Below are 19,383 nucleotides of genomic sequence, written 5' to 3'. Positions count from 1 at the left end.
TCGAGCGGCGGTGTGGTCCGGCCCTCCCAGGGCAGAGGCAAAGACCATGAAAGGATTCTTCAAGGTTGTGCTGGCACGGTGGCTCGCCCGTACCCCGCTGGGGCTCGTCGCGCTCGGGATCGGCTGGTTCGTGGGGCGGCGGCGCAAGCAGCGGGAGCAGGAGCGGAGCGGCTTCAGGCGCGTAGCGCCCCGAGCAGGCCGCGCAGGCCGGGGTGCTGCCCGGCGGCCTCGTCGAGGGCGGTGGTGAGCACCTGCTCGTACGTGCCGCGGGCGGCTTCGAGCCGGTCGCGGCCGTCGTCCTTCAGCACGGCGTAGACGCCGCGCCTGTCGTCGGGGCACAGGTCGCGGTAGGCGAGTCCGGCGCTGTCCAGGCGGCCGACCAGGCGGGTGACGGAGCTCTGGTTGAGTCCGAGCCTGCCGGCGAGTTCCTGCATGCGCAGCTCGCCGTCGGGGGCGGCGGCGAGGTGGCCGAGGGCGCGGAACTCCGACAGCCCCAGGCCGTGCCCGCGCTGGAGTGCCTGGGTCAGGCGGCTCTCCACGTGGGCGTGCAGGGTGAGCAACTGGTCCCACAGGTGGGTGTCGTCGGTCATCGGCGCTCCTCGGGTTGACATCAGCTTACTTGTACATGCATGCGTGTGCTCCATGAGCGTTCGAGGGGTCTTCCCCCTCGCCACCCCTCAGGGACGCGAGGCCGGCTCCGGCTGCGGCAGGAGGGGGAGCATGACCTCGACCCGGGTGCCCTCACCGGGAGGGCCGCTGATCACGCAGATGCCGCCCAGCTCGGCCGCGCGCTCGCGCATCGAGCTCAGCCCGACACCGGATCGGCGGCCCTCCGGCAGGCCGCGGCCGTCGTCGGCGATGGTCACCCGCAGCACCTCGCTCTCCCGCTGCAGGTGGATGTGGGCCTTCCCGGCCCGCGCGTGCCGCCGCACGTTGGTCAGCGCCTCCTGGACGATGCGGTAGACGGCGACCTCCACGGCCGCGGGGAGCTCCGACAGCTCGCCCTCGACCGTGACCTCGACCGCGACCTCCGGTGACGCCTGGTCGGCCAGTTCGCGCACGGCCCGTGCCAGGCCCAGCTCGTCGAGGGCCGGCGGGCGCAGCCCGTACACCAGCTCGCGGATGTCGCCTGCGACGGCGTCCATCCCGGTGCGCAGCTCGCGCAGCAGCGCGTCGGCCGAGTCCGGGGCCTCCTTCAGCCGGCTGCGGGCGATGTTGATGAGCATGGCCATGCCGGCCAGGCTCTGCCCCAGCCCGTCGTGCAGGTCACGGCGCAGCCGCCGCCGTTCCTCCTCCCGGGTCGTCAGGATGCGTTCCCTGGACCGTTGCAGGTCAGCGGCCATGCGCACGGCGTGCGCGACGTCGGCGGCGTACGGGGCGAGGGTGGCGAGCACCCGCTCGTCGTGCGCCGCCGGGAAGCGGCGCGGGCCGGGGGCGCCCACGAGCAGCCGGCCGACCTGCTCGCCGTGCCAGACCAGCGGCACCTCGCGCGGCCGGTCGCCGATCCGGCCGTTCTCCACGTACCGGGGCTCTCCGTCGGCCACCTCCACGGCCACGCCCTCGACCGCCAGCCCGTCACGCAGCACGCCGACGACCGAGGTCAGCGCCTCGGCGGGGTCGCCGCGCCGGATCGCCTGGGTGAGCCGGCCGGCCAGCAGCGCGGGGTCGCCGACCTTCCCGTAGAGCATGCGGTCGACGGTCCGCTGCAGCATGCGCCGCAGCGGCTGGAAGAACGCCCCGGCGAACAGGGCCGACGCCAGGCCGGCGACCTGGTCGTAACCGGAGACGCCCAGGCTGGCCACGGCGCCGACGCCGAAGTAGACGGCGCTGACCATTCCGATCAGCCCTGCGGCGACGAAGGCGCGGCTGATGACGGTGTCGATCCCGTACAGCCGGTAGCGCATGACCGCGAAGGCCACCGCGATGGGGATGAGCGCGGACCACAGCACCGCGAGCCAGCGCAGGCCCGGCAGCACCTCCCCGGCGAGCAGGAAGACGATGTACCCGCCGAACGCGAACAGCGGCCAGGCGATCTGCCGCCTGCCCACCGGGTCGGCCCGCCGCAGCCGCAGTACCAGGGAGAGCGCGGAGAGCGCCAGCGAGAGGTAGATGCCGGTCCAGGCGGCCGTCGTGATGACGTCCTGGTACGGGGCCAGGGCCGGGATCTCCAGCGGGTTGGGGAGGACCTCGGGATAGAGGTAGCCGATCGCGGACGGGGTCGGGCGGGTGATGTTGCGCACCGTCTCGGCGCCGAGCGAGAGCGCGCTCAGCGCGAGCACCAGTCGCCAGCGCGGCGACGGCAGCCGCCCGTCGGGCGAGTACAGCGGCAGCAGCGCGGTCAGCGTGATCCCGCACACCGCCCAGAAGACGGCGGAGGTCTGGCGCAGGTGGCCGGCCAGCATCAGGTCGCCGTCGGCGGCGACCCTGAACAGGAGCGAGTTGAAGAAGTCGCTGAGTCCCGCCGCGAGCCCGCCGACGGACATCATCCAGGCCATGTTCAGCCGGGGCCGGTGCGCGATGAGGTACGCGCCGACGGCGGGGAAGGTGAACGCCACGGCCGACTGCGGAGTCAGGGTGGCCGGAGGCGTCCACTCCGGAGGAAGCCCCGCCCACTGCACGATCGCGGCCGTTTCGAGGAGCGGCGCGGCGACCGCCATGACGAGGGCCGCCACGCGCGGGCCCGTCCATGTGGCCTTCCCGGCGAACACCGTGACCCGGCCCTCCCGTCCCGCCTCCCGTTCCGGCCCCCGCCGGACACTGGACAGGATTATGACCCCTTTAAGGTGATGAATCGCCCTTTGTGGCCGTGCCGTTACCCCTGACCCCTGGCGGTGATCCCCGGTCATCCCGGATGCCAGACTCGGGATCATGCAGAAGACATCCCTGGACGCACTCGTACGCGAGCATCTCAGGCGCGCCGGCGACGCCTCGACGGGCCGCAGCGCCGAGACCCTGTACGGCGGTCACGAGCACGTGCTGCGGCAGACGCTCATCGCGCTCAAGGCGGGGCGGTCGCTCTCCGAGCACGAGAACCCCGGCGAGGCCACGCTGCTGGTCCTGCACGGACGGGTCCGGCTGCGCAGCGGCGATGACCACTGGGACGGCGTGGCGGGAGACCATCTGATCATCCCGCAGGCCCGTCACAGCCTGGAGGCGCTGGAGGACTCCGGCTGCCTGCTCACCGTCGCGACGACCCGCTGACGTCCGGACCCCTCAGCGCGGGGCGAACCGGACGAACGGCAGACTTCTCCCCACTTCCCGGTAGTCGGACCCGGAGCCGTCGACCAGGAAGCCCATGGCCTTCGACATCCGCTTGGCCAGGCCGGGGTTGCGCAGCGCGTACCCGGCCATGAGCTCGGCGCCCTCCTCCGGATCCATCGGCCGGGCGACCATCGGCACCGCCCGGTTGCCGACCTGCACCGTCACCTCCGGTGTCTTCAGCACGTTGCGGTACCAGTCGGAGCGGCGGCCGAACCCGGCGGCGGCGACGCGGGTGCCATCGGCCGCGTCATGGTTGACGATCTCCAGGACGACCCGGCGGGGCCGGCCGGACACCCGCCCGGTGTGGGTGACCAGCATGAACCGGCCGCCCATCAGCCACCCCAGCCGCAGACGGTAGAGGTGGATCGGCAGCCTGAACAGGGCCCGCCGGAGGCCGGACGGCCTCTCAGGGGTGGCGATGATCTCCATGGTGACTCCTCCTGCCGCATCCGGCCGAACGGCCGTCATCCCCAGCCTGCCGGACGGGTCAGACCGCCTCACGACCGGCCCTCGCCACCCTTGACAATTTTATTTGTCGGTGACAGACTCCTATTACTGATCAAGGAGGCGGACATGACCACAGTGACATCCCGCGACGGCACCGCCATCGCCTACACCCGCGTCGGCACCGGCCCCGCGCTGCTGCTGGTCGACGGCGCGATGTGCCACCGCGCCTCGGGCCCCAACACCGGGCTCGCCGAGGAGCTGGCCGGCGACTACACCGTCTACACCTACGACCGCCGCGGGCGCGGCGAGAGCGGCGACACCGCGCCGTTCGCCCCTGAGCGTGAGATCGAGGACATCGAGGCCCTCATCGAGATGATCGGCGGACCGGTCTTCCTGTACGGGATCTCGTCCGGCGCGGCGCTGGCCCTGGCCGCCGCCGCGAGCGGCCTGCCGGTCAGCAAGATCGCCGTGTTCGAGCCGCCGTTCGTGGTCGACGGCACCCGCCCGCCCATCCCCGCCGACTACGCCACCCGCATCGAGACCCTGCTCGCCCAGGGCAAGCCCGGCGCGGCGATCCGCTACTTCATGCGCCGGGGCGTCCACCTGCCCGCCCCCCTGGTCGCCATGATGTCCCTCATGCCCGGCTGGTCCGGCATGAAGGCGGTGGCCCTCACCCTGCCCTACGACCTGGCGTTCGTGACCGAGTTCGAGCACGGCGAGCCGCTCCCCGAGGGCCGGTGGGACGGCGTCAAGATGCCGGCCCTGGTCGTCGACGGAGGCAAGAGCCCCGCCTGGATCCGCAACGGCACCCGGGATCTGGCCAGGGTGCTGCCGAGCGCCGAGCACCGCACGCTCGAAGGGCAGACCCACATCGTCAAGCCCGCCGCCCTCGCGCCCGTCCTGAAGGGGTTCTTCCGATGATCTTCCGTACCACCGTCGAGCTGGAGCGCAAGACCGCCACCGGGTTCGAGGTGCCGCCAGAGGTGGTGGCCGAACTCGGCTCGGGCAGACGGCCGCCCGTCCGGGTCACCGTCAACGGATACGTCTACCGCAGCACGGTGGCGCCGATGGGCGGCCGCTACCTGGTGGCGCTCTCCGCCGAGAACCGCGCGGCCGCGGGCGTGGCCGCCGGCGACGAGATCGAGGTCGGCCTGGAGCTCGACACCGAGCCGCGCACGGTCACCGTGCCGGCCGACCTGGCCGAGGCGCTCGGCCGGGCTCCGGAGGCGCGGGCGTTCTTCGACGGCCTGTCCTACTCCCGGCAGCGGCGGGTCGTGCTGCTGGTCGAGGGCGCGAAGAAGGCCGAGACCAGACAGCGGCGCGTCGCCGCCGCGGTGGCCGACCTCGCCGCGGGCAAGGCCTGAGGCGGCTCCTCACTCTTGAGAGTGAGCCCGAGGATCGCCCGTGGCGGCGATCCGCCGGAAGGCCGGAAATCTCAGGATTGGTAGGCAACCCCGAATCGCTTCGAAGGAGCCGCCATGTCCGTCCGGCCTGACCCTGCCGTCCCGCCTCCCACCACCCTCGCGGCCTTCTCGTACGTGGCCGCGCCGACGCTCGCCCTGACCTACGGGGTGCTCAGGATCCTCGACGGGCTCGACGGCGACATGGGGCCCGGAGCGGCCTGGACCCTGGGGCACCTGGCGTTCATGGCGGCCCTGGTGCTGTTCGCGGTGATGTTGCGGGACATGCGGGAGCTGCTCGGGCGCGGCCGGGCGGCCACTGTCACCTACGCCGCCGGTCTCGCGGGGATCGCCTGCGCGTTCGCCCAGTTCGCGGTCGACGTGGTGGTGGGCTTCCTGGCCGCCGGTCACGAGGCCATGGGGCCGCTGTTCGACCGGGTACAGGCGGTGCCGGGGGTGCCGCTGCTGCTCTACCAGGCCGGGCCGATCCTGTTCTACGCCGCCCTGGTCGCCTTCGCGGTCCAGCTCGCCGCCCGCCGGCGGGTCCGGTTCTGGATGCCGCCGCTCGTCCTGGCCCAGGTCCTGCTCCCGCTGGTCTCGCTCGACCTCATCCCGGTGGGCTCCGCCCTCGCGGTGATCGCGTTCCTGCCGCTGGCCCTGCGGGCCAGGAACCGGCCCGTCCCGGCACATGTCTGATCGGTCCGTCGCCCGTACGGTGAGAGCACCGGAGCATTCACCGTACGGCGCTGGAGGATGGGGAGCCGTGCCCGAGCCGCCCCTTGTGACCGTCCTGCGGCGGCGCGCGCGAGCGCTGCCGCCGCTGCTGGTCGACGGCGCGCTCGCCCTGCTGATCACCGGCGCGCAGCTCTGGCCGCTGCTGACCACCCGGCAGGCGGACGGCCTGCCGTGGGACTGGTGGGGGTACGCGGTCGCGGTCACCGCCTCGGTGCCCCTGGTCTGGCGCCGCAGGGCACCGCTGACCACGCTGATGGTGTCGCTGGTCGTCAGCCTCTCGTACGACCTGGCCGACCACGTCGCCGAGCAGCCCGTCTGGTACGGCACCCTGGTCGGCTACTACACCGTGGCCGCCCTGTCGCCGCGCCGGACCAGGATGCTGCTGCTCGGCTGCACCGCGGCCGGGATGTTCTTCCTGCCGGGCTCGGCCGACACCGCGCTGCGCAGCAGCATGCTGCTGGTGGCCGCGTACGCGACGGGCAGGGCGGCGGCCGGCTCCCGCGCGCACGCGGCGGCGCTGGAGGAGCGGGCGGCCAGGCTGGAGAGGGAGCGCGAGCTGGAGGCCGAACGCGCCGCCGAACGCGAGCGCGCCAGGATCGCCCGCGACATGCACGACATCCTCGCCCATGCGGTCAGCCTCATGGTGGTGCAGGCCGAGGCGGGGCCGGTGGCCGTCAGAAAGGACCCGGCGCGGGCGGAGGCGGCGTTCGACGCGATCGCCGGGGCCGGGCGCGACGCGATGGAGCAGATCCGGCGCATGCTCGGCGTGCTCAAGGAGCAGAAGGCGCCGCGCGCGCCCCAGCCCACGATCGACGACCTCCCCGGGCTGGCCGCGCAGGTCTCGGCCGCGGGCCCGGAGGTGACGTTCGCGGTGACGGGCGAGCCCAGGCCGGTGCCGGCCGGCTGCGCGGTGGCCGCGTACCGGATCGTGCAGGAGGCTCTCACCAACATCGTCAAGCACGCCGGCGCCACCCACGCGGGCGTCCGGCTCACCTGGGAGGACGACAGCCTCATGATCGACGTCATGGACGACGGCCGCGGCGGCGGGCGCGCCCTGCCCTCGGGCGGCCACGGGCTCATCGGCATCAGGGAACGCGCCGCGGCCTGCGGCGGCACGGCCACCGCCGGCCCCCGCCAGGACGCGCCCGGCTTCCGCGTCTCCGCCCGGCTCCCGCTCTCATGACCGGCCCCGCGCGGGACCCGGCCGCCGCCGGGGCGGACGCCCCGATCCGGGTGGTGGTGGCCGACGACCAGGAGCTGGTGCGCAGCGGGTTCGCGATGATCCTGGACGCGCAGCCGGACATCGACGTCGTGGCCGAGGCGGGTGACGGGCTCGCGGCCGTGGCCGCCGTCCGGGAGCACCGGCCGGACGTGCTGCTGCTCGACATCCGCATGCCCGTGATGGACGGCATCGAGGCCGCCGGGATCGTGGGGGCGGAGACCGGGTGCCGGGTGCTCATGCTGACCACGTTCGACCTGGACGACTACGTGTACGACGCGCTGCGCGCCGGGGCCAGCGGGTTCCTGCTGAAGGACGTGCGCCGCGACGACCTGGTGAACGCGGTGCGGGTGGTGGCGGCCGGCGAGTCGCTGCTGGCCCCGTCGGTGACGACCCGGCTGATCCGCGCGTTCACGTCCCGGCCCGCCAAACGGGGCGCCGGCGCGGCGGTGGACGCGCTGACGGCCAGGGAGCGGGAGACGCTGCTGCTGATCGCCCGCGGCCTGTCGAACGCGGAGATCGCCGAGGCCATGGTGGTCAGCGAGCACACGGTGAAGACCCACGTCAGCAACCTGCTGGCCAAGCTCGGCCTGCGCGACCGCGTACAGGCCGTGATCGCCGCCTACGAGTCGGGGCTGACCACCCCCGGCGCGTGACGGGCGCCCACGACCCCTCGTCGCGACCCGTTCGGGGCGTAGTTCACCGTGCGATGGAAACGGGGCGTCGTCAAGTGGTCCAATGGGCCGACCACCGAACTGAGGAGGCCCGTTGAGAGACAACCTCGACCTCGCCGCGAACGCCCAGGAGCTGGCCGACGCCGCGCCCGCCGGCTCGGTCGACCGGGCGGCGGCGTCGTCCGTGGCGATCACCCTGGCGACGACCCGCGACATGGCGCAGGCCAGGGAGACGCTGGACGGGCTCGCGCCCGAGGAGGTCAGGGCGGCGGCGCTGGCGCTGTTCGACCGGCTGTCCACCGGCTGAGACCGAGGGCGGGGCCCCCGCCGGACTCGCCCAGGACGAGGGATCTTCTCACGAGGACGACCGATACGTCAGGCTGTGGGTGTCCGTCCAACTCGACATCGAGGAGACCTGTGGCCGATCCCGTCAGACTGGCGCCTCGGGGCAGCGACTTCGCCAGACTCGCTCACAAGATCACTGAGGCCGGTCTGCTCGACCGGCGTCCTGTCTACTACGCCGTCCGCGGCGCCCTCGTCGCGGCAGCCTACGTCGGCGGCTGGGCGCTGTTCGCGTGGGTGGGCGACTCGTGGCTGCAGCTGCTGGTCGCCGCCGTCCTCGCCGTGGTCTTCACCCAGGTCGGCTTCCTCGCGCACGACCTCGGCCACCGTCAGGTGTTCAGGTCCCGCCGGACCAGCGACATCGTCGGGCTGCTCGTCGGCAACCTGGGCATCGGCCTCGGCTGGGGCTGGTGGAACACCAAGCACAACAAGCACCACGCCAACCCCAACCACGAGGACCACGACCCGGACGTCTCCCCCGCGGTGATCGTCTGGTCGGAGGACCAGGTGGCCAACAGCCGCGGCCTGCCCCGGTTCATCGCCAAGCGGCAGGCGTTCTGGTTCTTCCCGCTGCTCACGCTGGAGGCCTGGCACCTGCACGTGGCCAGTGTCAAGGCGCTGCTCAAGCCGGGCTCGCGGCACCGCCGCACGGAGGCGGTGCTGCTGCTGACGCACTTCGCGCTGTACTTCGGCGCGGTCTTCGCCGTGCTGCCGTTCGGCAAGGCCGTGCTGTTCCTGATCGTCCACCAGGGGATCTTCGGCGTCTACCTGGGCTGCTCGTTCGCGCCCAACCACAAGGGCATGCCGGTCCTGACCGCCGCGGACAAGCTCGACTTCCTGCGCAAGCAGGTGCTCACCTCGCGCAACGTCAGGGGCGGCCTCGTCACCGACATCGCGCTCGGCCAGCTCAACTACCAGATCGAGCACCACCTGTTCCCGAACATGCCGGCGCCCAACCTGCGCAAGGCGCAGCCGATCGTGCGGCGGTACTGCGAGGAGATCGGCGTCAGCTACCTGGAGACCGGGCTGATCAGCTCGTACGGGCAGGCGCTGCGGCACCTGCACGAGGTCGGGGCGGCGCTTCGCTGACCCCGCGCGCTCATCCGCCGCCCAGCCGGCGACGCAGGCTCTCACGGCGCTCCTCCAGCTCGGAGATGAGCCCGGCCTGCTCGTCGGCCTGGTTGATCAGGGCGGCGATCTCCGTCTGGTCGGTCGCCCCCATCTCGCCGATCTGCTCGCGCTGCTCGCGGTTCTCCTGCTTCAGCCGCGCGATGTCCTCGTCGAGCTGCCGCAGTTCGTCTTCGATGCTCATCCCGGGGCTGTACCCGCCTTCGCTCGGCTTACGACCTCAGGTGTATGGCCCGTACGCTGCGCGGACGGGAGAATGGCGGCATGCGCAAGCTGCCCACGAGCACGATCGTGTCGCTCGCCGTCGTGACGGTGACGGTGCTGGCGGTCGCCGCCGCCTGGGTGATCCGCGCCGACCGGCATCCCGGGCCGATCGACGTGGTGCTGCCCGCCGTCGCGCTGGCCGGCATGCTCGTCCGGGAGCGCTACCCCGTCGTGGCGCTGGTCGTCGCGGTCGCCGCGACCATGACCTACTTCCCCTTGTCCTCGCTCGACGGGCCGATCATCTTCCTGCCGCTCGTGGTCCTCTACACCGCGGCCGAGCGCGGCCATCTCATCGCCGCCGCCGCCGTCGGCTCGCTCGCGCTGCTGGCCATGGGGCTGGGCGAGACCGGCACGGTGCGCCACGTGGACGACGACGCGATGATCATGATCGCGGGCTGGGTGGCGGCCGCGATCGCGGCGGGCAGCGTGACCCGCAACCGCCGCGCCTACCTCCAGGAGGCCGAGCGCCGGGTGCGCGAGGCCGAGCACGGCAAGGAGGAGGAGGCCAGACGGCGGGCGGGCGAGGAGCGGCTGCGCATCGCCAGGGAGCTGCACGACGTGCTCGGTCACAACATCTCCCTGATCAACGTGCAGGCGGCGGCGGCGCTCCACGGCCTGAAGAAGCGGCCCGACGACGCCGAGCGGGCGCTGCGCACGATCAAGGACACGAGCAAGGAGACGCTGCGCGAGCTGCGCACCACGCTGGGCGTGCTGCGCCAGGTCGACGAGGACGCGCCGACCGCGCCCGCCGACAGCCTGTCGCGGCTGGAATCGCTGGTCGAGGCGTCCGGGCTGACGGTCCGCACCGAGCTGTCCGGCCCGCTCGACCGGGTGCCCGTCGAGGTCGACCTGGCCGCGACCCGCATCATCCGCGAGGCGCTGACGAACGTCGCCCGCCATTCCGGCGGCGGCGAGGCCACCCTCGCCGTCTCCGCCCATGACGGACATATCATGATCAGGGTGGATGACGACGGCCCGGGAGCCACGTACACCGAGGGCAGCGGCTTCGGCCTGCGCGGCATGCGCGAGCGCGCCGCCGCGCTGGGCGGCAGCCTGGAGGCCGGCCCCCGCCCCGCGGGCGGCTTCCGCGTCCTCGCCTCTCTACCGCTGAACGCCTCCCTACCCCTGAACGCCTCCCTACCCCTGAACGCCTCCTTACCGTTGGACGGAGCCCGATGATCCGCGTGCTGCTGGCCGACGACCAGACCCTGGTACGGGCCGGGTTCCGGTCCATCCTCAGCGACGAGGACGACCTCGACGTGGTGGGCGAGGCGGGCGACGGCGCCGCGGCCGTGACCCTGGCCCGCGAGCTGCGGCCGGACGTGGTGCTCATGGACATCCGGATGCCCGGCCTCGACGGCCTGGAGGCCACCCGGCGGATCGCCGGCGACCCGCGGCTCGACGCGGTCAAGGTGATCATCCTGACCACGTTCGACCTCGACGACTACGTCTACGGCGCGCTGCGCGCCGGCGCGGGCGGGTTCCTGGTCAAGGACACCGAGCCGGCCGAGCTGATCCACGCCGTGCGCGTGGTGGCCAGGGGCGACGCGCTCATCGCGCCGTCCATCACCCGGCGGCTGATCTCCGAGTTCGCCGGCCGGGTCAAGCGGCCCGACCCCGCCCCTGAGCTCAACGCGCTCACCGAGCGGGAGCGCGAGGTGCTGACACTGGTCGCGGGCGGGCTGTCCAACGACGAGATCGCGGCCAGGCTGGTGCTCAGCCCCGCCACGGCCAAGACCCACGTCAGCCGGATCATGACCAAGCTGCGGGCGCGCGACCGCGCCCAGCTCGTCGTGACCGCCTACGAGGCCGGGGTCATCACGCCCGGCTGGCTCTCCGACGGTCAGCGCTGAGCGCCCTACCACCCGGGGAGTACATCCCGGTTTCGGATGACCCCCCGGTCGTACGAAGGGTGACCGCCGCCGGCTGACGCGCGGGCCGTGACCGTGAGCCGACCCTGGCCGCATGGACACCGTCGACCTCGCGCGCCTGCAGTTCGCCCTCACCGCGGGCGCGCACTTCCTCTTCGTCGCGCTGACACTCGGCCTGGTCACGCTGGTGGCCGTCATCCAGACCCGGGCCACGATCGGCCACAGCCCGGTCCATCTGGGCATGACCAGGTTCTGGGGCCAGCTCTACGTCATCAACTACGCGATGGGCATCGTCACCGGACTCGTCATGGAGTTCCAGCTCGGCATGGCGTGGAGCGGGCTGGCCGAGTTCGCGGGGAACGCGTTCGGCTCCGCGCTCGCCCTGGAGACGATGGTCGCCTTCTTCATCGAGTCGACGTTCCTCGGCCTGTGGATCTTCGGCTGGGACAAGCTGAACCGGTGGGCGCACCTGGCGCTGATCTGGATCGTCGCCCTCACCGCGTACGCCTCGGCATTCTGGATCATGGTGTCCAACGGCTTCCTGCAGAACCCGGTCGGCTACCGGCTCGACGGCCACGCGCTGCACGTCACCGACTTCGGCGCCATGATGGCCAACCCCTCGGCGACGGTGGCGCTCGGGCACGTCCTGGGCGCGGCGATGATGGCCGGCGGCTTCTTCATGGCCGGGGTGAGCGCCTACCATCTGCTCCGGCGTACCCCTGACCAGGCCTTCTTCCGTAAGTCGCTGCGGATCGGCGCCGGGGTGGCGCTGCCCGCCACGCTGGTCACGGCCACGTTCGGCGGAATCGGCTTCGAGACGCTGCAGCCGGGCAAGCTCGCCGCCTGGACGCGCGACGCCGACCTGGCCGCCGAGGTCCAGGCGGAGATGACGGCCCTGCACGGGCCGGGCGACTACCTGCCTCCCATCGAGTGGGTGCAGGGCGGGGCGCTGGTGATGCTGATCCTGTTCGCGCTCATGTTCTTCCTGTCAGGGCTGAACGCCCTGCTCATGCTCTTCCGGCCGGTGGTGCACGGCTTCCGGGCCTGGCACGTGCTGCTGGTCGCGGCGATCCCGCTGCCGTTCGGGGCGATGATCGCCGGGTGGGTCTTCCGCGAGGTCGGGCGGCAGCCGTGGGCGGTGTACGGGCTGCTGACGACGCGGGACGCGCTGTCGCCGGTGTCCGACGGGATGATGCGGTTCTCGCTGATCGCCTTCACCGCGGTCTTCGCCGTCCTGGTCGCGGTCAACTCCTGGCTGCTGGCCAGGACCGCGCGGCGCGGCCCCGCCGCCGTGGCCCTGGGCGCGCGGCCCGCCGAGAAGCCCGAACCCGTCCCCGTCTTCTGAGGAGTGACCATGGAGATCTTCATTCTGGCTTTCTTCGCGCTCGGCTATCTGGCGCTGGCCGGGGCCGACATCGGCGTCGGCATGGTCCTGCCGTACCTGGGCCGCACGCCGGACGAGCGGCGCGAGGTGATCGCCGCGATCGCGCCGTTCTTCCTGGGCAACGAGGTGTGGCTGGTGGTCACCGGGGGCGTGCTGGCCGGCTTCTTCCCGATGCTGGAGGCCGAGCTGCTGGCCGGCAACTACCCGCTGGTGGTGGTGCTGCTGCTGTCCTGGGTGACGCGGGACACGGGCCTGTGGCTGCGCGGCCGGCTGACGGACCGGCGCTGGCAGGGCTGGTGGGACGGCGCGATCACGGCCGGCAGCTGGGGGCTGGCGCTGAGCCTCGGCGGGCTGCTCGGCCACGTGCTGCTCGGCCTGACCGGGCCGGTGGCGCTGCTGCCCGTTGCGGCGGCGGCCGCGCTGTTCGGCGCGCACGGGCTGGCGTTCGCCGCCCTCCGGCTCCACGGCGAGCTGCGCCGGCGCGCGGCGGTGCTGTCGGGCGGCGCCGGCGAGGCGCGCACCTACGCGCTGACGGCCGCGGCGCTGATCACCGTGGGCGTGCTGGCCGGGCTCCGGCTCCCGCTGGAGCCCGGCACGTCGGGGGCGGCGCTGGCGCCGGCCGTCCTGGCCATGATGCCGCTGATGGTGGCGGCCCAGGCCTGGGTGTGGTGGACGTTCCGGCACCGCGTCACCGGCCCCTCCTACCTGTGATCGTTCAGAACACCGGGACGCCGTCGCGGGTGAGCCGCCAGTTCCGCACCGCGAACCCTGACGGGTCGATGGTGCCCTGGGCGGTGGCGTACTCGATCAGCGCCTGGCGGATCTCCACCTGAGCGTTGTAGAGCACCTCGGCGGAGGTGACGTGCGGGAACCCGCCGCCGCCCGACTGCCGGTAGTTGTTGACGGCCACCACGAACTCCTGGTCGCCGGCGACCGGCACGCCCCCGTACGACAGGTCGACGATGCGCCGGCCCATCGGCTGGGCGATGTCGATGTCGTAGGTGACGCCGGAGAGCTGGTCGTAGTTGTAGTCGGGGGTGCCGCCGGCGTTGGTTAGAGCGCCCACGTCCACCGGGGCTCCGGGGGCGAGCTGGTTGAAGTACTTGGCCGAGTACTCCAGGTACTCCTTGAGCTGGGCGCCGGTCATCTTGACGGCCAGCAGCGTGTTGTCGTACACGTACAGCCCTGCCACGTCCCGCACCCGGATGTCGCCCGCGGGGAAGACGGCGGTGCGGCTGAACGGCGCCGCGATCGACACGACGGGCAGCGTGTTGCCCGGCAGCGCCTGCTTGACCGTCTCCACCTGCACGTGCTGGATGTAGTCGAGGATCGGGGTGTCCTGGTACGGGGACTCGGCGGCGGAGAGCTGCTGGGCCGACCGGGCGACGACGGTGTTGACGTAGCCGACGGTGGCGTCGTGCTGCGGCTTCATCAGGCGGACGATCCGGGGGTCCTCGGCGACGGCGTTGGTGTTGAGCGTCGTCGCGGACCTGCCGGTGACCTTCCACTTCCCCCGGTGCTTGACGAGCTCGAAGTCGAGCACGCTGAGCCGCTGGCCCCACTTGCCGGGCTCGCTGAGCAGCACCTGCTCGCCGGTGACCTTGTTGGTGACGAACCGCTCCGGCACGTCGGTGTGCGCGTGCCCGAACAGCACCGCGTCGATGCCGGGCACCTGCTCGGCGACCAGGGCGGAGGCGTTCTCCACGGGCAGGTCGCCGCCGTAGGACGACATGCCGTTGTCGCCGGCGTGCGCGGTGACCACGACCACGTCGGCGCCCGCACCCCTGATCTCCGGCACCCACCTCTTCGCGGACTCGACCAGGTCGGTGAAACGCAGCCTGCCCTCGACGTGGGCCTTGTCCCAGATGGCGACGCCGGGGTTGGTCAGCCCGAGCACGCCGACCCGGATCGGCTTGTCGCCCTTGACCTTCATGGTCTTGATGACGTACGGCCGGTACGCGGGCCGTCCCGTCCTGGCGTCGACCGCGTTGGCCGCGAGCACCGGGGCCTTCATCTGCTTGATCCAGGTGGCCAGCAGCGGCAGCCCGTAGTTGAACTCGTGGTTGCCCAGGGTGACGGCGTCGTACCCGATGGCGTTCATGGCCCTGGCCATCGGGTGGGTCTCGCCGGTCGTGGTGATCGGCTCGATCTTGGCGTAGTAGTAGGCCAGCGGCGTGCCCTGGATGGTGTCACCCGAGTCGAACAGTAAGGTGCGCCCGGCCCCCCGCTGCGCGCGCACCTGGTTCACCAGGGTGGACACCTTGGCCAGGCCGACGTGGTTGCCGTCCCTGTCGGTGAAGGGCGCGTCCCGGTAGTAGTCCCAGTTGAGCGCGTTGCTGTGGATGTCGGAGGTGCCCATCACGGTGACGGTGACCGGCTTGCCCCCCGCGGCGTGCGCGGGGGGTGCGGCCAGGGAGGCGGCCACGAGCGCGGCCGCCATCCCTGCGGCGAGCTTTCTGGTGTCCATGTGACCGGACGCTAACCGCCCTCCGATCACCTGGCTAGAGGTTGGCCCCGCCGGTGGCGTCGAGGGTGCGGCCGGTCACGAAGCTCGCCCCTGGCGAGGCGGCGAAGGCGATGACCTCGGCGATCTCGTCCACGTGGCCGATCCGGTTGACCGCGTGCACGCTCTTGGCGTACGCCTCCCCTTCGGGGGTGCGCAGCCAGCCCGCGTTCACGTCGGTGTCGATGATGCCGGGGGCGACGTCGTTGACCGTGATCCCGCGCGGACCGACCTCCTTGGCCAGCGCGAGCGTGAACGTCCGCACCGCGCCCTTGGTCATGGAGTACGCGATCATCTGGGGGAAGGCGATGTGCGCCACGCCCGAGGTGACGTTGACGATGCGGCCGCCGTCGGGGATGAGCGGCAGCAGGAGCTTGGTGAGGAAGAACAGGCCGCGCACGTTCACGGCGAAGACCCGGTCGAACGCCTCCACCGTCTCCTGCTCCATGGGCACGGACGTGCCGATGCCCGCGTTGTTGACCAGCACGTCGAGCCGGTCGGCCGCCTGCCGGACCTGCCCGGCCAGCGACTCGACCTCCTCGGGCTCTCCCAGGTCGGCGCGGAGCGTGAACGCGCTGCCGCCGTCCGCCTCGATCAGCCGGACGACCTCCTCGGCCGCGGCCCCGTTCACCCCGTAGTGGACGCCGACGCGGAAGCCGTCGCGGGCCAGCCGCAGCGCCGTCGCGCGGCCGATCCCCCTGCTCGCGCCTGTCACCAGAGCGGTCTTCACTTGCCGAACCCCTTTCTTTAGTGGTCGCTACAGAAAAATAGCATAGCATTCACTATAGAATGGTCCGCATGGGGAGACGACGAGCCTTCGACCGCGAGGAAGCACTCGACCGGGCGCTGCGCACGTTCTGGCGCCACGGCTACGAGGTGACCTCGGTCGCCGAGCTGACAGCGGTGATGGACATCAGGCCACCCAGCCTGTACGCGGCCTTCGGCGACAAGCGGCGGCTGTTCGAGGAGGCGCTGCGGCGCTATCAGGAGACCTACGGCGCGTTCACCGCGCGGGCGCTCGCCGAGGAGCCGACGGCCAGGCAGGCCGTCGAGCGCATCCTGCGCGAGGCCGCCGGCGAGTACACCGACCCCGGCCACCCGCACGGCTGCATGATCATCTCGGCGGCGGTGAACTGCGGGCCGGAGTCCTCAGAGGTCGAGGAGCTGCTGCGGCTGGCGCGCGAGTCGGCCAAGGCGGCGATCAGGGAGCGCATCGAACGTGACGTGGCGGCCGGGCTGCTCCCGCCGTCCACCGACGCGACGGCGCTGGCCACCTACTACGCGGCGGTCATCCAGGGCATGTCCACCCAGGCGCGCGACGGCACGGGCCGCGACGAGCTGGAGCTCACCGCGGCCCTGGCGATGCGCGCCTGGCCCTGACGCCGCCCGTTCAGCCGGCCGTTCAGCCGGCCGCTCAGCCGGCCTTGGCCGACGCGTCCGCGGGAGAGGTCCCCTTGTCCGACGCCCGCATCCAGCGCGTGCCGTACGGGCCCAGCTCCATCCGCATCCGGCCGGAGTCCGGCACCTCGACCGTGCCGTCCACCAGCAGGTCGGTCAGCTGGCAGCCGCCGAGCCCGTCGAGGTCGAGCTCGGCCTCCACCGTCTCCCCACTCAGGTTGTGCACGGCCACGACCGTCGCGCCGTCGGTGCCGCTGCGGTGCGCGTGCACGGCCGGATGCCCGCCGTCCAGCACCTCGTACTCGCCCCAGGCCAGCTCGGGGCACTCGCGGTAGCGCTCGACGAGCAGCTGGATCCAGCGCAGCAGCGACCCGTTGTCGCGCTTCTGGTCGATCACGTTGACGTGCTCGGGCCCGAACTTCCCCTCCGGCATCGGGCGCACCGGCTCGGCCGAGCCGAAGCCGCCGTCGGGTGACCACTGCATGGGGGTGCGGACGGCCATGCGGCCCTCGACCTCCAGGTTCTCGCCCATGCCGATCTCCTCGCCGTAGTAGAGCACCGGCGTGCCCGGCAGCGAGAACATCAGGCTGTAGGCCAGCTTCATCCGGCGCAGGTCGCCGTCGAACATGGCCGGCAGCCGCCGGCGCAGCCCGCGGCCGTAGATCTGCATGTGCTCCTCCGGCCCGAACGCCCGGAACACCTCCTGACGCTCCTCGTCGGAGAGCTTGTCCAGCGTCAGCTCGTCGTGGTTGCGCAGGAACATCGCCCACTGGGCGTCCTTGGGCGCCTGCGGCCGCTCCCGCAGCGCCGCCGCGAGCGGGGCGGCCTCCTCGCGGGCCAGCGCCAGCCAGGTCTTCTGCATGGCCATGAAGTCGAAGCACATGGTGAGCTCGTCGCCCAGCCCGTCGCCGAAGTAGGCGAGCAGCTCCTTGTACGGCAGGTTGACCTCGCCCAGCAGCACCGAGTTGCCCCTGCGCCGGGTCAGGAAGGCCCGCATGCCCGCCAGGAACTCGTGCGGCTCGCCCAGCTCCGGCGAGATGTTCTCGATCAGGAACGGCACCGCGTCCACCCGGAACCCCGACAGCCCCAGCTCCATCCAGAACCCGAGGATGCGCGAAAGCTCGTCGCGCACGGCCGGGTTCCCCACGTTCAGATCCGGCTGATGCTTGTAGAAGCTGTGCAGGTAGTACTGGCCGGAGGGCTCGTCGTACTCCCAGACGCTGTCCTCCTGGTCGGGGAAGACCACCGACTCCGGCTCCGGCTCCGGCTCGTCCTTCCAGACGTACCAGTCGCGCATCGGCGAGTCCTTGCCCCGGCGCGCCTCCTGGAACCACGGGTGCCGGTCGGAGGTGTGGTTGAGCACCAGGTCCGCGATGACCCGGATGCCCCGGTCGTGCGCGGTGCGCATGAACTCCACGAAGTCGCCCAGCGTGCCCAGCCTCGGGTCCACCCCGTAGAAGTCGGTGACGTCGTAGCCGTCGTCCTGGTTGGCCGTGGGATAGAACGGCATCAGCCACAGGCAGGTGATCCCGAGGTCGGCCAGATAGTCGACCTCCTGGGAGAGGCCACGGAAGTCGCCGATCCCGTCTCCGTTGCCGTCCTTGAAGGTCTCCACGTCGAGGCAGTAGACGACGGCGTTCTTCCACCACAGGTCGCTCGTGTACGTCATACGCATGGGGCCGGGCTACCCCCAAATCGCGGCAAAGAACGGGCCAAACGAGCGTTCTAGAGGATGGTCCCGCCCATCACCTCGAAGCGGGCCAGCGCCTCGTCGAGCCTCGCGAGCGTGTCGGGATGCAGGGTGATGCCGGCGGCGTCGGCGTTCTCCGCGATGTGCGCCGGCGAGCGGCTGCCGGGAATCGCGACGACGTGCTCGTCCTGGTGCAGCAGCCAGGCCAGCGCGAGCTGGGCGGGCGTGAGCCCGAGCTGGTCGGCGAGCGCCCTGATCGGGGCGTAGCGATCGTTGTTGGCCGCCAGGTTCTCCGGCGCGAACCGGGGTGCGTGGCGCCGGAAGTCGCCCTCGCCGAGCTCGCCGACCGTCCCGGTCAGGAATCCCGCCCCCAGCGGACTCCACGCCACCACCCCCACGCCCAGCTCGCGCGCGGCCCGCAACAGGGCGGGGTCGACCGGCCGCCACAACGACCACTCGGTCTGCACCGCCGTCACCGGGTACGCCGCGTGTGCCCTGCGCAGCTGCTCCGCCGTCACGTTGGACACTCCCAGATGCCGGACGAGACCGTCCTTCACCAGCTCGCCCATCGCACCCACCGTCTCCTCGACGGGCACACCGGGGTCCACGTAGTGCAGGTAGTAGAGGTCGATGGCGTCCACGCCGAGGTTGCGCAGGCTCCGCTCGGCGTACGGGCGCACCAGCCGCGGCTCGGCGTTCACCCGCAGCTCCCGGAACGCCAGCCCGACCGGATGCGCCCTGGCCGGCTCGCCCTCGGGAACCGCCAGCCCGAACTTGGTGGCCACCACCACCTCGTCCCCGCGTCCCTCGATCACCCGCCCGACCAGGCGTTCGTTGTGTCCGTCAACGCCGTAGGCGTCGCTCGTGTCGACGTGGACGGCTCCCGCGTCCAGCGCCGCCCGCAGCGCCGAGGCGCCCCGCTCGTCGTCGATGTCGCCGTAGACACCCGGCGACAGCACCATGGCCCCGTACCCGATGGCCGGGAGATCCAGCCCGCCGATCGCACGCCTCTTCATGGATCCGATCGTGCCGCCGGCCCGCGGGATTGGTCCAAGACCCTTTGCTAT

At 72.0% G+C, this 19,383-nt stretch carries 22 protein-coding genes; 14 read left to right on the top strand and 8 right to left on the bottom strand.

Annotation, left to right across the window (positions count from 1 at the left end):
- Positions 1-46: 46 nt before the first annotated feature.
- Entirely contained in the window at positions 47-247 is a 201-nt protein-coding gene (locus ACQEUU_RS29135) for a DUF6203 family protein (RefSeq protein WP_433072234.1), read from the top strand.
- On the opposite strand, the gene ACQEUU_RS29130 is transcribed toward ACQEUU_RS29135, so the two are convergent.
- Positions 174-590: a MarR family winged helix-turn-helix transcriptional regulator gene (locus ACQEUU_RS29130; protein WP_433072232.1), complete on the bottom strand. Its 417-nt coding sequence runs from the start codon at positions 588-590 to the stop codon at positions 174-176. The two genes, ACQEUU_RS29135 and ACQEUU_RS29130, sit on opposite strands and share 74 nt — an antisense overlap.
- 87 nt (positions 591-677) lie before the next feature.
- Positions 678-2,672, bottom strand: a complete 1,995-nt coding sequence (locus tag ACQEUU_RS29125; protein WP_433072230.1) for a sensor histidine kinase — start codon at positions 2,670-2,672, stop codon at positions 678-680.
- Between the two features lie 196 nt (positions 2,673-2,868).
- Here ACQEUU_RS29125 and ACQEUU_RS29120 point away from each other — a divergent pair, with 196 nt between their 5' ends.
- Positions 2,869-3,201: a cupin domain-containing protein gene (locus ACQEUU_RS29120; protein ID WP_433072228.1), complete on the top strand. Its 333-nt coding sequence runs from the start codon at positions 2,869-2,871 to the stop codon at positions 3,199-3,201.
- Between the two features lie 12 nt (positions 3,202-3,213).
- On the opposite strand, the gene ACQEUU_RS29115 is transcribed toward ACQEUU_RS29120, so the two are convergent.
- A complete protein-coding gene (locus ACQEUU_RS29115; protein WP_433072226.1) occupies positions 3,214-3,690 on the bottom strand; it encodes a nitroreductase family deazaflavin-dependent oxidoreductase in 477 nt (158 codons plus the stop codon).
- 144 nt (positions 3,691-3,834) lie between these two features.
- On the opposite strand from ACQEUU_RS29115, the gene ACQEUU_RS29110 reads away from it, so the two are divergent.
- The 7 genes from ACQEUU_RS29110 (at position 3,835) to ACQEUU_RS29080 (ending at position 9,167) form a co-directional block, all read left to right on the top strand.
- Complete coding sequence (locus tag ACQEUU_RS29110) at positions 3,835-4,629, top strand: alpha/beta fold hydrolase (RefSeq protein ID WP_433072224.1); 795 nt, start codon at positions 3,835-3,837, stop codon at positions 4,627-4,629.
- On the top strand, positions 4,626-5,072 hold the full coding sequence (locus ACQEUU_RS29105) for a DUF1905 domain-containing protein (RefSeq protein WP_433072222.1): 447 nt from the start codon (positions 4,626-4,628) through the stop codon (positions 5,070-5,072). The genes ACQEUU_RS29110 and ACQEUU_RS29105 overlap by 4 nt, the downstream gene beginning before the upstream one ends.
- A 114-nt stretch (positions 5,073-5,186) precedes the next feature.
- Positions 5,187-5,804: a hypothetical protein gene (locus ACQEUU_RS29100; protein ID WP_433072220.1), complete on the top strand. Its 618-nt coding sequence runs from the start codon at positions 5,187-5,189 to the stop codon at positions 5,802-5,804.
- A gap of 67 nt (positions 5,805-5,871) precedes the next feature.
- A complete protein-coding gene (locus ACQEUU_RS29095) occupies positions 5,872-7,026 on the top strand; it encodes a sensor histidine kinase (RefSeq protein ID WP_433072218.1) in 1,155 nt (384 codons plus the stop codon).
- Positions 7,023-7,718 carry a response regulator gene (locus tag ACQEUU_RS29090; RefSeq protein ID WP_433072216.1) on the top strand — a complete coding sequence of 232 codons (696 nt, stop codon included), beginning with the start codon at positions 7,023-7,025 and terminating at the stop codon, positions 7,716-7,718. The genes ACQEUU_RS29095 and ACQEUU_RS29090 overlap by 4 nt, the downstream gene beginning before the upstream one ends.
- A gap of 112 nt (positions 7,719-7,830) precedes the next feature.
- Positions 7,831-8,043, top strand: a complete 213-nt coding sequence (locus ACQEUU_RS29085) for a hypothetical protein (RefSeq protein WP_433072214.1) — start codon at positions 7,831-7,833, stop codon at positions 8,041-8,043.
- Positions 8,044-8,153: 110 nt separating this feature from the next.
- The gene (locus tag ACQEUU_RS29080; RefSeq protein ID WP_433072212.1) at positions 8,154-9,167 is read left to right on the top strand and encodes a fatty acid desaturase family protein; all 1,014 of its coding nucleotides are present in this window, start codon (positions 8,154-8,156) and stop codon (positions 9,165-9,167) included.
- A gap of 10 nt (positions 9,168-9,177) precedes the next feature.
- Here ACQEUU_RS29080 and ACQEUU_RS29075 read toward each other — a convergent pair whose 3' ends face one another.
- On the bottom strand, positions 9,178-9,390 hold the full coding sequence (locus ACQEUU_RS29075) for a hypothetical protein (RefSeq protein WP_433072210.1): 213 nt from the start codon (positions 9,388-9,390) through the stop codon (positions 9,178-9,180).
- An 80-nt stretch (positions 9,391-9,470) separates the two neighbouring features.
- On the opposite strand from ACQEUU_RS29075, the gene ACQEUU_RS29070 reads away from it, so the two are divergent.
- The 4 genes from ACQEUU_RS29070 (at position 9,471) to ACQEUU_RS29055 (ending at position 13,436) form a co-directional block, all read left to right on the top strand.
- Complete coding sequence (locus tag ACQEUU_RS29070) at positions 9,471-10,649, top strand: sensor histidine kinase (protein WP_433072208.1); 1,179 nt, start codon at positions 9,471-9,473, stop codon at positions 10,647-10,649.
- Complete coding sequence (locus ACQEUU_RS29065; protein WP_433072206.1) at positions 10,646-11,323, top strand: response regulator; 678 nt, start codon at positions 10,646-10,648, stop codon at positions 11,321-11,323. The genes ACQEUU_RS29070 and ACQEUU_RS29065 overlap by 4 nt, the downstream gene beginning before the upstream one ends.
- Before the next feature lie 112 nt (positions 11,324-11,435).
- Positions 11,436-12,686, top strand: a complete 1,251-nt coding sequence (locus ACQEUU_RS29060) for a cytochrome ubiquinol oxidase subunit I (protein WP_433072204.1) — start codon at positions 11,436-11,438, stop codon at positions 12,684-12,686.
- 9 nt (positions 12,687-12,695) lie between these two features.
- The gene (locus tag ACQEUU_RS29055; RefSeq protein ID WP_433072202.1) at positions 12,696-13,436 is read left to right on the top strand and encodes a cytochrome d ubiquinol oxidase subunit II; all 741 of its coding nucleotides are present in this window, start codon (positions 12,696-12,698) and stop codon (positions 13,434-13,436) included.
- 4 nt (positions 13,437-13,440) lie between these two features.
- Here the strand turns inward: ACQEUU_RS29055 and ACQEUU_RS29050 are convergent, their stop codons facing one another.
- Both ACQEUU_RS29050 and ACQEUU_RS29045 read right to left on the bottom strand, forming a co-directional pair.
- Positions 13,441-15,192: a bifunctional metallophosphatase/5'-nucleotidase gene (locus ACQEUU_RS29050; protein WP_433072200.1), complete on the bottom strand. Its 1,752-nt coding sequence runs from the start codon at positions 15,190-15,192 to the stop codon at positions 13,441-13,443.
- Between the two features lie 34 nt (positions 15,193-15,226).
- The gene (locus tag ACQEUU_RS29045) at positions 15,227-15,958 is read right to left on the bottom strand and encodes an SDR family NAD(P)-dependent oxidoreductase (protein WP_433072198.1); all 732 of its coding nucleotides are present in this window, start codon (positions 15,956-15,958) and stop codon (positions 15,227-15,229) included.
- Positions 15,959-16,026: 68 nt separating this feature from the next.
- On the opposite strand from ACQEUU_RS29045, the gene ACQEUU_RS29040 reads away from it, so the two are divergent.
- Complete coding sequence (locus ACQEUU_RS29040; protein WP_433072196.1) at positions 16,027-16,608, top strand: TetR/AcrR family transcriptional regulator; 582 nt, start codon at positions 16,027-16,029, stop codon at positions 16,606-16,608.
- Between the two features lie 34 nt (positions 16,609-16,642).
- On the opposite strand, the gene ACQEUU_RS29035 is transcribed toward ACQEUU_RS29040, so the two are convergent.
- Both ACQEUU_RS29035 and ACQEUU_RS29030 read right to left on the bottom strand, forming a co-directional pair.
- Entirely contained in the window at positions 16,643-18,301 is a 1,659-nt protein-coding gene (locus ACQEUU_RS29035) for an alpha-amylase family protein (protein WP_433072194.1), read from the bottom strand.
- Positions 18,302-18,351: 50 nt separating this feature from the next.
- On the bottom strand, positions 18,352-19,332 hold the full coding sequence (locus tag ACQEUU_RS29030) for an aldo/keto reductase (RefSeq protein ID WP_433072192.1): 981 nt from the start codon (positions 19,330-19,332) through the stop codon (positions 18,352-18,354).
- Positions 19,333-19,383: the final 51 nt, after the last annotated feature.

The sequence above is a fragment of the Nonomuraea sp. CA-218870 genome (assembly GCF_050936535.1).
In the GTDB taxonomy this organism is placed as follows: Bacteria; Actinomycetota; Actinomycetes; order Streptosporangiales; family Streptosporangiaceae; genus Nonomuraea; species Nonomuraea corallina.
The sequence above is the reverse complement of the archived record's forward strand: the minus strand, read 5'-3'. Positions and strand labels throughout refer to the sequence as shown.

What these genes read in the sequence shown, in the direction of transcription:
- ACQEUU_RS29135 (WP_433072234.1), top strand. Translation starts at nt 47, where the DNA reads ATGAAAGGATTCTTCAAGGTTGTGCTGGCACGGTGGCTCGCCCGTACC.
- ACQEUU_RS29130 (WP_433072232.1), bottom strand. Translation starts at nt 590, where the DNA reads ATGACCGACGACACCCACCTGTGGGACCAGTTGCTCACCCTGCACGCC.
- ACQEUU_RS29120 (WP_433072228.1), top strand. Translation starts at nt 2,869, where the DNA reads ATGCAGAAGACATCCCTGGACGCACTCGTACGCGAGCATCTCAGGCGC.
- ACQEUU_RS29115 (WP_433072226.1), bottom strand. Translation starts at nt 3,690, where the DNA reads ATGGAGATCATCGCCACCCCTGAGAGGCCGTCCGGCCTCCGGCGGGCC.
- ACQEUU_RS29110 (WP_433072224.1), top strand. Translation starts at nt 3,835, where the DNA reads ATGACCACAGTGACATCCCGCGACGGCACCGCCATCGCCTACACCCGC.
- ACQEUU_RS29105 (WP_433072222.1), top strand. Translation starts at nt 4,626, where the DNA reads ATGATCTTCCGTACCACCGTCGAGCTGGAGCGCAAGACCGCCACCGGG.
- ACQEUU_RS29100 (WP_433072220.1), top strand. Translation starts at nt 5,187, where the DNA reads ATGTCCGTCCGGCCTGACCCTGCCGTCCCGCCTCCCACCACCCTCGCG.
- ACQEUU_RS29090 (WP_433072216.1), top strand. Translation starts at nt 7,023, where the DNA reads ATGACCGGCCCCGCGCGGGACCCGGCCGCCGCCGGGGCGGACGCCCCG.
- ACQEUU_RS29075 (WP_433072210.1), bottom strand. Translation starts at nt 9,390, where the DNA reads ATGAGCATCGAAGACGAACTGCGGCAGCTCGACGAGGACATCGCGCGG.
- ACQEUU_RS29070 (WP_433072208.1), top strand. Translation starts at nt 9,471, where the DNA reads ATGCGCAAGCTGCCCACGAGCACGATCGTGTCGCTCGCCGTCGTGACG.
- ACQEUU_RS29065 (WP_433072206.1), top strand. Translation starts at nt 10,646, where the DNA reads ATGATCCGCGTGCTGCTGGCCGACGACCAGACCCTGGTACGGGCCGGG.
- ACQEUU_RS29060 (WP_433072204.1), top strand. Translation starts at nt 11,436, where the DNA reads ATGGACACCGTCGACCTCGCGCGCCTGCAGTTCGCCCTCACCGCGGGC.
- ACQEUU_RS29055 (WP_433072202.1), top strand. Translation starts at nt 12,696, where the DNA reads ATGGAGATCTTCATTCTGGCTTTCTTCGCGCTCGGCTATCTGGCGCTG.
- ACQEUU_RS29050 (WP_433072200.1), bottom strand. Translation starts at nt 15,192, where the DNA reads ATGGACACCAGAAAGCTCGCCGCAGGGATGGCGGCCGCGCTCGTGGCC.
- ACQEUU_RS29040 (WP_433072196.1), top strand. Translation starts at nt 16,027, where the DNA reads ATGGGGAGACGACGAGCCTTCGACCGCGAGGAAGCACTCGACCGGGCG.
- ACQEUU_RS29035 (WP_433072194.1), bottom strand. Translation starts at nt 18,301, where the DNA reads ATGCGTATGACGTACACGAGCGACCTGTGGTGGAAGAACGCCGTCGTC.
- ACQEUU_RS29030 (WP_433072192.1), bottom strand. Translation starts at nt 19,332, where the DNA reads ATGAAGAGGCGTGCGATCGGCGGGCTGGATCTCCCGGCCATCGGGTAC.